The organism is Bradyrhizobium sp. SZCCHNGR1005, from assembly GCF_032489995.1.
GTDB lineage: Bacteria > Pseudomonadota > Alphaproteobacteria > Rhizobiales > Xanthobacteraceae > Bradyrhizobium.
The window spans coordinates 35,626-51,394 of sequence record NZ_JAUEZC010000002.1; the positions used below are offsets into that span (position 1 = coordinate 35,626).

Genomic DNA, 15,769 nt, shown 5'->3' on the forward strand with positions numbered 1-15,769 from the left:
CGATGTATCACTTCACCGCACTCGTCACCGTGCTGGCCGTCCTGCTCTATTTCTACACCGGCATCCGCGTCGCGAAGGCGCGCCGCACCTTCGGCATCAAGGCACCGGCGACCGCAGGTAACCCGGATTTCGAGCGCGTCTTCCGCGTGCAGATGAACATGCTGGAATGGATGCCGATCTTCCTGCCCGCCCTTTGGCTGTTTGCGATCTATGTCAGCGACGGCTTTGCCGCGCTGATCGGGCTGGTGTGGATCGTCGGCCGGGCAATGTACATGCGCGGCTATGCGGAAGCGGCAGAAAAGCGGCGGCCGGGCTTCGCGACCCAGGCGCTGGCGACCTTCGCACTGCTGCTCGGTGCGCTGGTGGCAATCGTCGGGCAGATCGCGCACGGCTGACCGCGCAGCCCAGCTGTCGTCCTGGCTTTCGCCGGGGCGACAGCTGTTTGTGTTACGACGTCACTTCGTCAGCGGACAGCCACTTTCCTTGGCCGAGAAGAACGCCTTGTCGCCGGGAACGGTCGCGATCAGCTTGTAGTAGTCCCACGGCTTCTTCGACTCCGACGGCGACTTGACCTCGAACAGATACATGTCGTGCACCATGCGGCCGTTCTCCTGCACCTTGCCTTGCGCGAAGGCGTCATCGACCGGAAGCTCCTTGAGCTTCTTGGCCACGGCGTCGGAGTCCTTGGTGCCGGCGGCCTTGACCGCCTTCAGATAGGACAGCGTCGCCGAATAGGTGCCAGCATGGATCATGCTCGGCATCCGCCCGGTGCGCTTGAAGAAGCGCTCCGAGAAGGCACGTGCCTTGTCGTCATGATCCCAATAGAAGCCTTCGGTCAGGACCAGCCCCTGAGCTGCTTCGAGCCCGAGACCATTCACCTCGGCGAGCGTCATCAACAGCCCTGCGAGCTTCTGGCCGCCCTTGACGATGCCGAATTCGGCCGCCTGCTTGATCGAATTGGTGGTGTCGAGCCCGGCATTCGCCAGCCCGATGATCTTGGCCTTCGAGCTCTGCGCCTGCAGCAGGAAGGACGAGAAGTCGGACGAATTGAGCGGGATGCGCACCGAGCCGAGCACCTTGCCGCCCTTGGCCTTGACGATGTCGCTGGTGTCCTTCTCCAGCGCGTAGCCGAAGGCATAATCCGCGGTCAGGAAGAACCAGCTGTCGCCGCCTGCCTCCACCAGCGCGCCGCCCGTGCCCACTGCGAGTGCATGGGTATCGAAGGCCCAGTGGAAACCGTACGGCGTGCAGGCATCGCCGGTGATGCGCGACGTCGCAGCACCGACCACGATGTCGATCTTTTTCTTCTCCGCCGACAATTCCTGCACCGCGAGCGCGACCGATGACGTCGTCAGCTCCGTGATCATGTCGACGCCTTCGGTGTCATACCAGCGCCGCGCGATCGAGGTGGCGAGATCGGGCTTGTTCTGGTGATCGGCGGTGACCAGCTCGACTTTCTGCCCCAGGACTTCGCCGCCGAAATCCTCGATCGCCATCTTGGCGGCCTCGACCGAATATTTGCCGCCGTAATCGGCATAGACGCCGGACTGATCGTTGAGGATGCCGATCCTGACCTGAGCCGATGCTGGCGCGGCCATCAAAAGGGCTCCGACCGCGGCAAAAGCCAACAAGCTCGATTTCATCAGTTTTTCTCCCAGCCATTTTGTTCTGAAATGCCGTTCCCTTGAGAACGCGATCCCGATGTTACGGCATAATGCCGGCGCCGCACACCCCTTCCCGCTTGATCCCGGTCAAGCCGGGGGGCCTGACATTCGGTATTGATCGCACCGTGACGGAATCGGAATACGCGGAAGAGCGAAGATGCGCGCCCATCAGATCATGAGTCGATCGGTGATAACGGTCACGCCGGGTACGCCGATCGTGGATGCGGCCAAGGTCATGCTGCGCAATCACGTCGGGAGCCTGCCGGTGGTCGACGCGGCCGGAAAGCTGGTCGGCATCGTCACCGACGGCGACTTCATCCGCCGCGCCGAAATCGGCACCGACCGCAAGCCCGGCCGCTGGCTCGGCCTGCTGGTTGGGCGTGGGCGACTGAACGCCGATTTCGTCCGCTCCCACGGCCGGACCGTCGGCGAAATCATGACGCCGGACCCGGTCACGGTCGACGAGAATGCCACGCTGCCCGACATCGTCCGGACCATCGAGGCCAAGCACATCAGGCGGTTGCCGGTGGTCCGCGGTGGCCGGCTGGTCGGCATCGTGAGCTATCGCGACTTCGTCCAGCCCATCGCGGATATCGCGTCCGAGCTTCCGGGCCCGACGCCCGACGACGACCTGCTGCGTAGCCAGATCCTGGATGCGCTGGGTCAAGCGGCCTGCAAGGCTTGTCGTCTCAACGTCCTGGTCCGCGACGGCGTCGCCTATCTCAACGGCGCAGTCCGCGATGCCAGGGAGCGGCAGGCCGCCATCGCGGCGACGAAGAGCGTGCCTGGCGTCAAGGATGTCCGCGACTCCATGTGGATCTACCCGCCGGCAGAAGAGGATCTTGGCGGCGGCGATATCGTCTCGCTGCAGGAGGAGCCGCCGACCGAGGACGATCAGCCGCTGTGAGGAGGTGCCTATGCGACTTGCTTCCCTCGGCCTCGTCATCGCGCTTGCTGCAGCCGGATCGGCAACGGCAGAGGACCTCGACCACGGGCGGCGGCTCGCCGAGCGCTGGTGCGCCGAGTGTCACGCGGTCGCCGACAAGCCGACTAGGTTCCGACGCTCCCTGCCGTTCGCCGCGATCGCGGCCAAGGACGGCGTGACCCTGGAGACACTCACCGCATTCCTGTTGCTGCCGCATGCAACGATGTCGAATGCGCCGCTTAGCCGGCAGGACGCCGCTGACCTTGCCGCCTACATCATGGCATTGAAGAAATAAGTCATCACAACCTGAAATAAGGTCGCAGCCCATCAGCTCGCGTGAAGGTCGCGCAGCCGATTCATTTCCCGTTGTAAGGAACAAACCGGCGCTTAACGCGTTTGGTGTCAGTTCGCGGAAGGTGGCCCGAAGGCTCCCATCAGTTCCGTGCCAGCAAATGACCGCCTGGTGCGGCGAATTTGCAGTTCCGATCAGTTGGGCCGCACCCCCGCCATCGGAACTGCAAATTCAAAGCCGTACTGGATTCAAGGATTTGCTCGTGCTCTCCGATTCCAAGTTCGCCGACGAGAGTACCGCGACATTCGTGCGAACTTCGGAAGCGGAGCACTGGGCAATGCTCGCTGCTGAAAATTAACGATCAACGATCCGGACGGGACGCAGCGCCTTGCATTTGAGTACAAATGAGTTGTTACTGTCGATTGCGGGATCCGCTTCGTTCCGCCGTCCATCAAGGAGCCTGCGACGTGCTCGGTAAGCCCGGCGCCCCGTCCGCATTGTTCGTTCCCGACGAGGTTGCCGCCTATCTGGCCGCCATTGTGAACTCGTCGGCCGAGGCCATTATCGGCGCTACGCTCGACGGCAAGATCAGAACCTGGAACCTGGCCTGCGAACGGCTGTTCGGCCGCTCCGCAGCCGACATGATCGGGCGGCCTGCGTCCGATATCGTACCGCAAGAATTGCTAGCCGAAGACAAGGCGATCCGTGCCCGCGTCGAGAACGGCGAGTCGATCGAGGGTTTCGAGACCGTTCGGCTGACCAAGGATGGCCGCCCGATCGAAGTCGCGATCACGCTCTCGCCGATTCGCGAGGCGACCGGCGCGATCATTGGGATATCCAGCATCATCCGCGACATCAGTCGCGCCAAGCAGGCCGAGCGCGGCGCTGCAATGCTGGCGGCCATCGTTGCCTCCTCCTCGGACGGCGTCGTCAGCAAGACGCTGGAAGGCGTCGTGACCAGCTGGAACAAAAGCGCCGAACGCATTTTCGGTTATCCGGAAGCCGAGATGCTGAATCAGTCGATCCGCCGCATCATTCCGCCGGAGCGCCAGGCCGAGGAAGACCGCATTCTGGCCACCATCGTCGCCGGCGAGGTGATCGACAGTTTCGAGACCGTCCGCTTGCGGAAAGATGGGTCCCCGATCGAGGTCTCGGTGACCGTATCCCCGGTGCGCGATCCGACCGGGCGTATCATCGGCGCGTCAAAGATCGTTCGCGACATCAGCGAAAGGCGGCAGACGCAGCGGCAGCTTCAGATTCTGCTCGCCGAGGTCAACCATCGCAGCAAGAACCTGCTGTCGCTGGTGCAGGCGATTGCAAGGCAGATGACGCGCCATGGCCAGCAGCTCGATCTCGAACGCTTCCTCGAACGTCTGCAGGCGATCGCGAGCAACCAGGATCTCCTGATCCAGAACGATTGGCGTTTCATTCCGTTGAACGACCTGATCCGCTCGCAGCTTCGTACCTTCAGCGACGTCATCGGAAGCCGCATTTCGGTCAAAGGTCCGCATGTCGAGCTGACTCCGGAAGCCGCGCAATCGATTGGCATGGCCGTCCACGAACTTGCCACCAATGCCGCCAAATATGGTGCTCTCTCCAATGATGAGGGCTGCATCGACGTGAGCTGGAGCTGCAACGACGCAACCTTCCGCATGAGCTGGAACGAGACGGGAGGCCCAACCGTGTCGCCGCCGGCGCGCGCAGGGTTCGGCAGCAGGGTCATTTCCGACATGGTGAGGCTGAGCCTGGACGGCACCGTCGATGTGCTATTCCCGCCCGCAGGGCTGCAGTGGCGGCTCACCTGTCAACTGGAGCGCGTCAGCTGTGGCGAGCCAGATGCACCTCGATGACCGCCCCCGTATCCTGATCGTCGAGGACGATCCGCTGATCGGCTTCGATCTTGCGGTCGAGTTGGAGCATGCCGGATACACCATCGTCGGCGTGGCGCCGACCGTCGCCAAGGCGCTGACGTTGTTCGAGCAGCATGGCTGCGACGTCGCCATCCTCGATGTCAATCTCGGGCGCGAAACCTCGGCGCCGTTCGCGAGCACGCTGGCAGCCGCGCATGTGCCGTTCATCGGGGTGACCGGTTATCTGGTCGATCAATGCCCGCCTGAATTCTCCAGCGTACCGCTGCTTTCAAAGCCGTTTCAGACCAAGCGCCTGGTAGCAGAGCTCAGACGGCAGCTGTCTGCGCAGGGGTGATCAGGCTTCACGACAGCGCCGCGATTTCGACCAGGATCCGCCCTGTCGTCACCTGCTCGCCCTCGGCAACTTCGATCGCGCCAACCGTGCCGCCGATTCCGGACGCGTGGACATGCTCCATCTTCATGGCCTCGAGCGTCAGCACCGGCTGGCCGGCGGCGACGCGCTCGCCGGGCCGGACCAAGACGGCGACGACCCGGCCGTTCATCGCAGCGCGCACCTTGCCGTCGCCGCTCGCGCCTGCGGCTGATCGCGGCGCTGCAAGGCTGACATCGCGGACCGTCATCACGGCCGTGCGGTGGTGCAGATACAGCCGCTCGTCCTCGCGAATGAAGATTGCACTCTCCATCACGCCACCGCTACGGAAGCGAATGAGATCGCGGTTGAGCTCCTTGAGCTCGAAGCGATGCGCCTCGCCGTCGCACGTGACCACATAGCCGCCGTCGCGGTCGCGCAGGAGCTCGCAATCCTGCATCCTGCCATCGAGCTCGAAACGCAGCGGCGTCGGAAAAGGCGCGGCCAGCGAACGGCCGGTGCGCCACGCGCGCGCGCAAGCATGGCTCAAATGGAGCAGCAGCGCGGCCAAGGCGAGATCGGCGGACCGTGCTGCGCGCGCCAGCAACTCGGTCCGGTGCGTGCCGATGAAGGCGGTGGTGGCAGCTCCGCGCGCGAAAACCGGATGACGCAGGCAGGCCATCAGGAATGAGCGGTTGGTGGTGATACCTAACGCGGTCGCCTGCTCCAGGCCGCAGATCAGCTTCGCTCGTGCCTCATCGCGCGTTGCACCGTGGCTGATCAATTTGGCGATCATCGAGTCGTAATAAGGCGAAATCTCCGTGCCCGATTGCAGCGCGTGCTCCACGCGAACGTTCTCAGGCATTCGCCACAGCGCCATCCGGCCCGACTGCGGCATGAAATCGCGATCGGCATCTTCGGCGCAGAGCCGGACCTCGATGGCGTGTCCGGAAAAGCGCACATCCTCCTGGCGCAGCGGCAGCGGCTCGCCCGCCGCAACGCGCAGCTGCAATTCAACCAGGTCGAGCCCGGTGATCGCCTCGGTCACGGGATGCTCGACTTGCAGGCGCGTGTTCATCTCCATGAAATAGAACTGGCCGTCCGAATCCAGCAGGAATTCGAGCGTGCCAGCGCCCTCGTAGCCGAGCGCCTTTACCGCTTGAACCGCGACCTCGCCCATCCGCACTCGCAATTCGGGACTAACCGCCGGCGAAGGCGCCTCCTCGATCAGCTTCTGATGCCGCCGCTGCACCGAGCAATCGCGCTCACCGAGATGGATCGCATTGCCATAGCGATCGCCGAACACCTGGATCTCGATGTGGCGCGGATTGTCGATGGCCTTTTCCAGAATCACGGTGCCATCGCCGAAGGCGGCTGCCGCTTCCGAACGCGCGTTGCGCAACATGTCGGGGAATGCCGCAGCATCCGCAACGAGCCGCATGCCGCGGCCGCCGCCGCCGGCCACCGCCTTGATCATGACGGGGAAGCCGATCCGCTTCGCTTCCGCCAACATGGTGCCGTCGCTCTGGTCCTCGCCCTGATAGCCCGCCACGCAAGGCACGCCGGCCGCCTGCATGATCGCCTTCGCACCGGCCTTGTTGCCCATCGATCTGATCGCGTCGGCCGACGGGCCGATCAACACGAGGCCCGCCTGCCTGCAGGCGTCCGCGAAGACCGCATTCTCGGCGAGAAAGCCATAGCCGGGATGCACAGCATCGGCACCGGTTGCTTTCGCTGCGGCGATGATGGCGCCGATATTCAGGTAGGACTGCGCCGGCGGCGCTTCGCCGATGCGCACCGCCTGATCGGCCTCGCGCACATGCAGCGCGTCGCGATCCGCATCCGAATAGACCGCGACTACGCCGAGCCCATGCCGCCGTGCGCTACGCATGATGCGCAGGGCGATCTCGCCACGATTGGCGATCAGGACCTTATGAAACGGTGTGCGCGACATCGTCTTCTCTTCGCTCATGGCCGTGCCACCGAAAACTGCATGGCTTGCGGGCTGCGCGCATCACCTTCACGGCAGGTCGCGAGAACCTCGGCGAGCACGGCGCGGGTGTCGCGCGGATCGATCACGCCATCGTCGAGCACGCGCGCCGATGTCGCGAACACGTCCATCTGGCTGTCGAACACGCCGACGATCTGCGCCTTCAACGCATCCAGCTTCTCCTTCTCGACCGGCTTGCCGCGCCGCGCCGCCGCCGCTTCCGTGACGATCGCCATCGTCTCCGCCGCCTGCTCCCCGCCCATCACAGCCGTCCTCGCATTTGGCCAGGAGAAGCAGAAACGCGGATGAAAGCCCCAGCCGCACATGCCGTAATTGCCGGCGCCGAACGAGGCGCCGCAATAGACGGTGATCTGCGGCACGGTCGCGGAGGTCACCGTCTGGATCATCTTGGAGCCGTGCTTGATCATGCCGGCTTCCTCATAGGCGCGGCCGACGATGTAGCCGGTGGTGTTGTTGAGATAGAGAATGGGCGTGCGGCTCTGGCAGCAGGCCTGGATGAAATGGGTGGCCTTGTTGGCGCCGGCGGGATCGAGCGGACCATTATTGGTGATGATCCCGATCGCCTGGCCTTCGATGCGGGCGTGGCCGCACACGGTCGCGGGACCATAGTTCGGCGCCATCTCGACGAAATCGGAATCGTCGACGATGCGCGCGATCACCTGGCGCATGTCGACCGGGCGCTTGTGATCCATCGGCATGATGCCGAGCAGTTCCTCCTGGTCGTAGCGTGGTGGCCTGACCTGCGCTGCCTCGCGCGGGGGCAGCTCCCATGGCAAAGCGGCCATGATCTCGCGCGCGATGCGCAGCGCGTCGCGATCGTCTTCGGCCAGGTAATCACCAAGGCCCGAAATCGAGGTGTGCATCTCGGCGCCGCCGAGCTCCTCCTCGGTCGCGATCTCGCCGGTGGCGGCTTTCAGCAGCGGCGGCCCTGCGAGGAACGCGCGGGTGCGGCCGCGCACCATGACGATGTAGTCGGACAGGCCGGTCTGATAGGCGCCGCCGGCCGTCGAGGAGCCGTGCGTGACCGTGACGACGGGAAGCCCCGCCGCAGACAGCCGCGCGAGGTTTCGAAAGATATTGCCGCCGCGGATGAAGTCCTCGACGCGATAGCGCAACAGATTGGCGCCGGCGCTTTCGACCAGCTGCACATAGGGCAATTTGTTCTCGAGCGCGAGCTCCTGCACCCGCAAGGTCTTGTCGAGGCCAAAGGGCTGCAGCGCGCCGGCATCGATGCCGGAATCATTGGCCGAGACCATGCAGCGCACACCCGAGACGAAGCCGATGCCCGCGATCACGCCGCCGCCGGGCACGCTCTTGGCCGCATCCGGCACGTCGAACATGTAGCCGGCAAGGGTCGACAATTCCAGGAACGGCGCGCCGGGATCGAGCACCAGCGCGACACGCTCGCGCGGCAGAAGCTGGCCGCGCCGATGGAAGCGCTCCTTCGCGGCGGCAGAAGCCTGGCGCGTGCGTTCTTCCAGCGAACGCAGCCGCGCGAGCAGCGCCAGCATGCCGTCGCGATTGGCCTGGAACGCGGCGCCGGTGGGCGAAATGGTGTTTTCGATGGTGGCCATACCTGGTCGCAAATGCCCTATGAGTAACGACGTCATTGCGAGGAGCGAAGCGACGAAGCAATCCAGCCTTTTCTTAGCCCTGGATTGCTTCGCGGAGCCTGTCACCGGCCGCGCTTCGCGCGGACCGGGTGGCTCGCAATGACGACGCACGGATTGTCAATTCACCGTCCCAAAAATCTGCCGCGCTTCGGCCGGGGTTGCGATCTCGCGGCCCGCACGGCGGGCCAGAGCCGCGATTGCCTCGATCAGCTGGCCATTCGACGTCACCTTGCTGCCGTCGGCGAGATAGAACGCGTCCTCAAGTCCGGTGCGCAGGTGGCCGCCGAGCTCGGCGCAGCGCTGATGCAAGGGCCATATCTCGGCGCGGCCGATCGCGGTGACCTGCCAATGCGCCTCCGGCCGCTTCAGCTTGAGCAGGATCGGCAACAGCTCGGGATCGGCCGGCATGCCGGAGGCCACGCCCATGACGAAGTTATATTCGAGCGGTCCCGAATACATACCGGTCTGGTAGTACATGCCGACACAGCGCACGATGCCGACGTCGAAGCACTCGAATTCGGGGATCGTGTTCGCGTCTTTCATCGCGTCGAGATAATCCTGAATCTTCTCGACCGAATTGTCGAACATCATCGGCGGCCAGGCCCAACTGTCGTCGGCCTTCACCTTCAGATAGTTCAGCGAGCCGGCATTGCAGGCCGCGATCTCGGGCCGCGTTTCGCGGATGCAGGCGAGCGCGCCCTGATAATGCGGCCCCGAAACTCCCGATGTATGGTTGATGATGACGCCGGGACAGGCCTCGCGGATCGCCTGCTGGATGTCGCGCGAGACGCTGACCTCCCAGGACGGCAGATGGCCTTTGCCCGGCGCCTGCTGGCGCAGATGGATGTGCATGATGCTGGCGCCGGCCTCGAACGCGCGCCTGGCCTCGGCCGCCATCTCTTCCGGCGTGACCGGCACATGATGCTGCTTGGGATCAGTGAGCACGCCGTTCAGCGCGCAGGTGATAACGGCTTTGTCGCTCATGCCATGCCTTGAATGATGCTCGACGGCCGCAATCCGCGACCGCCCGCATCATGCGAAGGCGGCTACATTGCTGCTTGCGTCAACGCGCTAGCATCCAGCTTCCGAAGTTGGCCTCATATCGCGGCCAGATCGGCTGCGACCTCGCCGCTGCGGTAGATCGCAAGATCACGCGAGCCGGAAAAGATCGCGCGCGGCTTCAAGCCGTAGAAGCGCCGGATCGAATGGCTGAAATGGGTGGAATCGGGATAGCCGATCTCCTGCGCGAGATGGGCGAGGTTCAGATCCTGATTGGCAAAATTGAGCAGATGCCGCGCGCGCTTCCAGGCACGGAACGCGCGGAAGGAGATGTCAGTCTCCTCCTTGAACAAATGCAGGAAACGCGAGGTCGACAGGCCAACCGCCGCGGCGCAGCTTTCGGCGGTGGCGGCCTCACCCGAGAAACGATTGATCAGCGCGATCGCCTTCACCACACGCGGATCGAGCGTCCGCTGCGGCAGAGCTTCACCGAAAAAGAGACGATCGAACGCGGCGCTGGACACATCACCGCTCAGCGGACGCGCCACCAATTCTTCATAGGCGGTGCGGATGCGACCGGCATACGCCGCGGCATCCTTCGCAATCCAGTTCGCCAACCGATCGAGCGTGCCGACCGGGACGCTCTCCGGCTCGATCGTGACGATGATGACGGTGCGGTAGTCACTCTCCATCGTGTGCTGCTGGTTCGGCGGCACCACCAGAAGCTCGCCCTGCCGCGGCTCGGCACCCTCGGGGATCAGCCGCAAACTGCCGCTGAGCGCGACATAAACGTGAAAGGCCCCGGAGCAGCGCTGGCGCGGGCGGCCGAGCAGCCCGGCATAAAAGACGCGCTCCGGCGTGATCAGCATCAAATGGCCGGACTCCCGGCGGGTCAAATCCATGGCATTCCTCCTGAGGCACGGCTCTCCGGCCGCTTCGGTTGGAAAGACCATAGCGCAAATCACGCGGTAGTCACCGGCACGACACCTCAAATTTCGCGGCGGTTAATCGTCCCGGTCGACGGTTGCTCAACGCACGCGGTCCCGGAATTACGAACCCCGGCATTCATAGCCTGATCCGCGGCGGCACGCCTTGCGCGATCCCGGCGCGCCGCTCGGCCTCGCGGGCCCGCTGGTAGCCCTCGCGTGTCTGCAGCCGCGCCCAGTAGGCAGCGACATTCGAGCCAAAATCCCTGGCAAGACCGATGCTCTCGGCGAGGCGCAAAGCGTAGCCGATCACGATATCGGCGGCGGTAAAGCGGTCCGCGCACAAGGTTTCGGCATTGCCCGTGGCTGCCTCGACCGCGCGCAGGCGGCCCAGGAACCATTTGGCATAATCGGCCGCGACCTGCGGAGAGCGCCGCTCCTCCGGCTCGAGTTGGCTGTAACGCAGCACCAGCGTCTGAGGAAAGGTGAGCGTCGCGTCGGAAAAATACATCCAGTTCAGGAACGCGCCGTAGGCCGGCTCGTCGGGGGCGACCATCAGCGGTGTCGGTCCATATTTCACCCCGAGATAATGGCAGATGCCGGAGGACTCGGTCATCCTGGTCTCGCCGTCGATCATCAGGGGAATGGTGCCGAGCGGGTTGAGCGCCAGATAATCCTTGGCCAGCACCCGCGGCGGGAACGGCAGCATCTTCAACTCGTAAGGGAGACCGAGCTCTTCCAGCATCCACAGCGGGCGAAAGGAGCGTGCGCCCTCGCAATGATAGAGCGCGATCATCAGGCGACTCCCTTTTTCGTAAGGCCCGGCAGCGTGCCCATCATCTTGCAGAGGATGGTCAGCATCACCTCGTCGGCGCCGCCGCCGATCGACGTGAGCCGCGTATCGCGATAGGCGCGGCTGACCGGCGTCTCGTTCATGAAGCCCATGCCACCCCAATATTGCAGGCAGGCGTCGGTGAGCTCGCGCCCGAGCCGGCCGGCCTTCAGCTTCGCCATGGTGGCGAGCCGCGTTACGTCCTCACCCGCGATCAGCGCCTCCGCGGCCCGATAGGTCAGCGCGCGCAACAGTTCCACCTCGGTCTGCATCTCCGCGAGCTTGAAGTGAACGACCTGGTTGTCGAGGATGCTGCGGCCGAAGGCCTTGCGGTTGCGTGTGTAGTCGATGGTCTCGTTGATGATGAACTCGTGCGCCTTGAGGCAGGCCGCTGCCGCCCACAGCCGCTCCTCCTGGAACTGCAGCATCTGATAGGTGAAGCCCTCGCCCTCTTCGCCAACTCGGTTGCGCTTCGGCACGCGCACGTCGTCGAAGAAGATCTGCGCGGTGTCGGATGAGCGCATGCCCATCTTGTCGAGCTTGCGCGCGACCTGCACGCCCTTGCTCTTCATCGGCACGCAGATCAGCGACTTGTTGCGATGGGGCGGGCCATCACTCGTGTTGGCGAGCAGACAGATGAAATCCGCCTGCGCGCCGTTGGTGATCCACATCTTGCCGCCGTTGATGACGTAGTCGTCGCCATCCGAGCGCGCGGCCGTCTTGATCGAGGCCACATCCGAACCTGCGCCCGGCTCGGAGACACCGATGCAGGCGACATAGTCGCCTGCGATTGCCGGCGCCAGGAATTCCTTCCGCACCTCATCGGAGCCGAACCGCGCCAGCGCCGGCGTCGCCATGTCGGTCTGCACCCCGATCGCCATCGGGATCGCGCCGCATTTGATGGTGCCGAGCTCCTCGGCCATCATCAGCGCATAGGAATAATCGAGCCCCTGGCCGCCATATTCGACCGGCTTATTGAGCCCGAGAAAGCCGAGCGCGCCGAGCTTCTTGAACAGCTCATGCGCCGGAAAGATGCCGGCCTCTTCCCATGCATCGACGTGCGGATTGATCTCGGCGGCGATGAATTTCTGCAAGGCTCGGCGCGGTTCGTCGTGATCGGTGGTGAAGAGCATTCTGTTTCCTCTCGTCATTCCGGGGCGCTCGCGACAGCGAGCGAACCCGGAATCTCGATGTGGTGGACTCATCTCTGGATTCCGGGTTCGCGTCTACGACGCGCCCCGGAATGACGGCTGACATCACAGTCCCATCTGGCGGCTGGCCAGATCCTTCATGATCTCCTCGGTGCCGCCGCCGATCGCGTTGACCTTGACCTCGCGATAGATGCGCTCGACCTTGACGCCGCGCATGTAGCCGGCGCCGCCGAAGATCTGGACCGCTTCCGAAGCGCAATAGGCCATGGTCTGGGTGGCCTGGTTCTTCATCATGCAGATCTCGGCCACCGGATTGTCGCCCTGTTCCAGCCGCCACGCCAGCAGTTCCAGCATCGCCTGCGATGCCGCCACGCGCTGCGCCATGTCGACCAGCTTGTGTCTGACCACCTGATGCTGGGTCAGCGGCTTGCCGAAGGTCTGCCGCTCTTTGGCATAAGCGATCGCCTCGTCCAGGCAGACGCGGGCAAACGCCGTGCAGCTCGCCGCCATGCCCATGCGCTCGCTGTTGAAGTTCTGCATGATCAGCTTGAAGCCCTGCCCCTCTTCGCCGATCAGGTTCTCAACCGGCACGCGGCACGCGTCGAAATGCAAGGTCGCGGTGTCCGACGCCCACCAGCCCATCTTGTCGAGCTTGGTGCGCGCGAGCCCAGGCGTGTCGCCTTCGATCAGGAGCAGGCTCACGCCGGCAGCGCCGGGACCGCCCGTACGCACGGCAACCGTCAGCACATCGGCCCGCATGCCCGACGTGATGAAGGTCTTCTCGCCACTGACGATGTAGTGGTCGCCCTCGCGCCTCGCCTTGGTGCGAAGATTGGCGACGTCGGATCCGCCGCTCGGCTCGGTGATGGCCAGCGCCGAAATCTTCCGCCCGGACAGGATTTCGGGCAGCACGCGGGCCTTGATGTCCGGGCGCGCCGCACGCGCGATCGGTGGCGCTCCGATCGTATGGCTCATCAGGCTGGCGCTGATGCCGCCAGCGCCGGCGCGCGCCAGTTCCTGTGAGGCCACGATCTTCATGAACTGATCGGCCGCGACGCCGCCGAACTCCTCGGGGAAGCCCAGGCCCAACAGGCCGATCTCGGATGCCTTCGCGTAGAGCGAGCGCGGAAATTCGCCGGCCTCGTCCCAAGCGTTGGCGAACGGCGCGATCTCTTTCTCGACAAAGCGCCGCATCACATCGCGAAACGCGTCGTGCTCGGCCGTGTAAAACGGGCTTGTCATGCGGGGCCTATCCGAAACGTCTGCTTCGCCTACGGCCAAGATGCGCCGGAACTGCCGGTATCCACTTGCGTCAAGTGGCTGATCTGGCAGGTCACCGCCGGGCCGTCATGGATTGGCGCTATTGCGCTGCAACCAGCAACTTGACGCAAGACAGATCGCAGCCCTGATCGGCCCACTCCGTCAAAAGCGCGCGCCGCGTGGCAGGCATTCGGTAACACACGAGGCTTGGTCGAGGCGCAGCGTTGAAAAACATCAGGGCGAGGCGGCGCCAGACCGCACGACGGAGGAGGGAATCCCGTGCCAGTACGATATTACGACTGGATTGCACATCATGCGCGGCGCACCCCGTCCAAGACGGCCATGGTCGATCTCGGCAGCAACAGGCGCTTCACCTTCGCCGAGGCCGATGCGCGGATCGCGCGACTGGCCAATCAGCTGGGAAGCCAACTCGGCGTCGGCACGGGCGATCGCGTCGCAGTTCTCGCGCTGAATTCGACCGACACGCTCGAAGTCCAATTCGCCTGCTTCCGATTGGGAGCGATCTTCGTGCCGCTCAACACGCGCCTCACGGTGCCGGAGCTGCAATTCATCGTCGGCGATGCCGCACCCAAAGTCATGATCCACGACGACGATCTCGCCGCGACCGCGCTCGCCGTCAGCGAGCTCTGCAACGTCGCTGGCACCTTGCGCTACGGCGCCGGCCATTCCTATGAGCAGGCAATTGCCTCCGCGCAGCCGCTCACGAGCTCCGAGCCGGTCACGCTCGACGACGTCTCGACCATCATGTACACGTCGGGCACCACGGGCCAGCCGAAGGGGGCAATGATCACCCACGGCATGACGTTCTACAACTGCGTCAATCTCGGCGGCATCGCCCGTATCATGCCATCGTCCGTGTTGCTGACCGTGCTGCCCCTGTTTCACACCGGCGGCCTGAACTGCTACACCAATATCGTGCTGCATGCCGGCGGCACCGTCATGATCATGCGCGCCTTCGATCCCGGATTGGCGCTGCAATTGATCAGCGATCCGGCTGTTGGCATCAACGTCTTCTTCGGCGTGCCCTCGATCTATCAATTCATGGCGCAGCACCCGGCATTCGAGACCGCCGATTTCAGCCGACTCGTGATCGGCGGCGTCGGAGGCGCGCCGATGCCGGTCCCCTTGCTGAACACCTGGGAGGGCCGCGGCGTGGCGCTACAGCAGGGCTACGGCATGACGGAGACGTCGCCGGCCGTGCTCGCCCTCGACCGCGAGGACGCCGCGCGGAAGGCCGGCTCCGCAGGCAAGCCGGTGCTGCACACGGAGGTCCGCATCGTGCGGCCCGACGGCAGCGATGCCGAGATCGGCGAGCTCGGAGAATTGTGGGTGCGCGGCCCGAATGTCACGCCCGGCTATTGGAACAGGCCGGACGCCAACCGATCATCCTTCACCGATGGCTGGCTGCACACCGGCGATGCGACGCGGATCGACGAGGACGGCTTCTACTACATCGTCGACCGCTGGAAGGACATGTACATCTCCGGCGGCGAGAACGTGTATCCGGCGGAAGTGGAAAACGTGTTGCATCAACTGAACGCCGTCGCCGAGGCTGCCGTGATCGGCATTGCCGACCCGCAATGGGGCGAAACGGGAATGGCGATCATCGCGGTGAAGCCAGGCCGCACGTTGAGCGAAGCCGAGGTCCACGCGCATTGTCAGGCCAATCTTGCCCGCTTCAAATGTCCGCGTACCGTTCGCTTCGTCGAAGCGCTGCCGCGCAACGCCACCGGCAAGATCCACAAGCCGACATTGCGCCAGACCTTCTCGACGGCCTCGGCGGTCGACCTCGTCCAGGAAGCATCGTAAGTTTGCTTCTGAAGCCCATACGCTCCGGAATGCCCAATATAAGAAT

The 15,769-nt window shown here is 64.3% G+C and carries 14 protein-coding genes; 6 read left to right on the top strand and 8 right to left on the bottom strand.

Features of this window, described 5'->3' with window-relative positions:
- The first annotated feature begins 2 nt into the window (after positions 1–2).
- Positions 3–395, top strand: a complete 393-nt coding sequence (locus QXZ85_RS06375) for an MAPEG family protein (protein ID WP_315703165.1) — start codon at positions 3–5, stop codon at positions 393–395.
- Between the two features lie 60 nt (positions 396–455).
- Here the strand turns inward: QXZ85_RS06375 and QXZ85_RS06380 are convergent, their stop codons facing one another.
- A complete protein-coding gene (locus QXZ85_RS06380) occupies positions 456–1,643 on the bottom strand; it encodes an ABC transporter substrate-binding protein (protein WP_315762489.1) in 1,188 nt (395 codons plus the stop codon).
- A 178-nt stretch (positions 1,644–1,821) separates the two neighbouring features.
- On the opposite strand from QXZ85_RS06380, the gene QXZ85_RS06385 reads away from it, so the two are divergent.
- The 4 genes from QXZ85_RS06385 to QXZ85_RS06400 all read left to right on the top strand — a co-directional run bounded on the left by QXZ85_RS06385 (position 1,822) and on the right by QXZ85_RS06400 (position 5,086).
- On the top strand, positions 1,822–2,571 hold the full coding sequence (locus QXZ85_RS06385) for a CBS domain-containing protein (RefSeq protein WP_315728195.1): 750 nt from the start codon (positions 1,822–1,824) through the stop codon (positions 2,569–2,571).
- Positions 2,572–2,581: 10 nt separating this feature from the next.
- Positions 2,582–2,884 carry a cytochrome c gene (locus tag QXZ85_RS06390; RefSeq protein ID WP_315702687.1) on the top strand — a complete coding sequence of 101 codons (303 nt, stop codon included), beginning with the start codon at positions 2,582–2,584 and terminating at the stop codon, positions 2,882–2,884.
- 464 nt (positions 2,885–3,348) lie between these two features.
- Positions 3,349–4,731, top strand: coding sequence for a PAS domain S-box protein (locus tag QXZ85_RS06395; RefSeq protein ID WP_315702686.1), 1,383 nt, complete (start codon positions 3,349–3,351; stop codon positions 4,729–4,731).
- Positions 4,718–5,086, top strand: a complete 369-nt coding sequence (locus QXZ85_RS06400) for a response regulator (RefSeq protein ID WP_315702685.1) — start codon at positions 4,718–4,720, stop codon at positions 5,084–5,086. The genes QXZ85_RS06395 and QXZ85_RS06400 overlap by 14 nt, the downstream gene beginning before the upstream one ends.
- A gap of 7 nt (positions 5,087–5,093) precedes the next feature.
- On the opposite strand, the gene QXZ85_RS06405 is transcribed toward QXZ85_RS06400, so the two are convergent.
- The 7 genes from QXZ85_RS06405 to QXZ85_RS06435 all read right to left on the bottom strand — a co-directional run bounded on the left by QXZ85_RS06405 (position 5,094) and on the right by QXZ85_RS06435 (position 13,875).
- Entirely contained in the window at positions 5,094–7,055 is a 1,962-nt protein-coding gene (locus QXZ85_RS06405; protein WP_315768970.1) for an acetyl-CoA carboxylase biotin carboxylase subunit, read from the bottom strand.
- Positions 7,056–7,069: 14 nt separating this feature from the next.
- Positions 7,070–8,686, bottom strand: a complete 1,617-nt coding sequence (locus tag QXZ85_RS06410; RefSeq protein ID WP_316173787.1) for an acyl-CoA carboxylase subunit beta — start codon at positions 8,684–8,686, stop codon at positions 7,070–7,072.
- 156 nt (positions 8,687–8,842) lie between these two features.
- Positions 8,843–9,709: a 3-keto-5-aminohexanoate cleavage protein gene (locus QXZ85_RS06415; protein WP_315744211.1), complete on the bottom strand. Its 867-nt coding sequence runs from the start codon at positions 9,707–9,709 to the stop codon at positions 8,843–8,845.
- Between the two features lie 113 nt (positions 9,710–9,822).
- A complete protein-coding gene (locus QXZ85_RS06420) occupies positions 9,823–10,626 on the bottom strand; it encodes a helix-turn-helix domain-containing protein (RefSeq protein ID WP_315702682.1) in 804 nt (267 codons plus the stop codon).
- Between the two features lie 163 nt (positions 10,627–10,789).
- The gene (locus tag QXZ85_RS06425; RefSeq protein WP_316173789.1) at positions 10,790–11,446 is read right to left on the bottom strand and encodes a glutathione S-transferase family protein; all 657 of its coding nucleotides are present in this window, start codon (positions 11,444–11,446) and stop codon (positions 10,790–10,792) included.
- Entirely contained in the window at positions 11,446–12,615 is a 1,170-nt protein-coding gene (locus QXZ85_RS06430) for an acyl-CoA dehydrogenase family protein (RefSeq protein WP_316173791.1), read from the bottom strand. Before QXZ85_RS06430 ends, QXZ85_RS06425 begins: the two co-directional genes overlap by 1 nt.
- A 123-nt stretch (positions 12,616–12,738) precedes the next feature.
- Positions 12,739–13,875: an acyl-CoA dehydrogenase family protein gene (locus QXZ85_RS06435; RefSeq protein WP_315702679.1), complete on the bottom strand. Its 1,137-nt coding sequence runs from the start codon at positions 13,873–13,875 to the stop codon at positions 12,739–12,741.
- Positions 13,876–14,172: 297 nt separating this feature from the next.
- On the opposite strand from QXZ85_RS06435, the gene QXZ85_RS06440 reads away from it, so the two are divergent.
- Entirely contained in the window at positions 14,173–15,723 is a 1,551-nt protein-coding gene (locus QXZ85_RS06440; RefSeq protein WP_315744207.1) for a long-chain fatty acid--CoA ligase, read from the top strand.
- Positions 15,724–15,769: the final 46 nt, after the last annotated feature.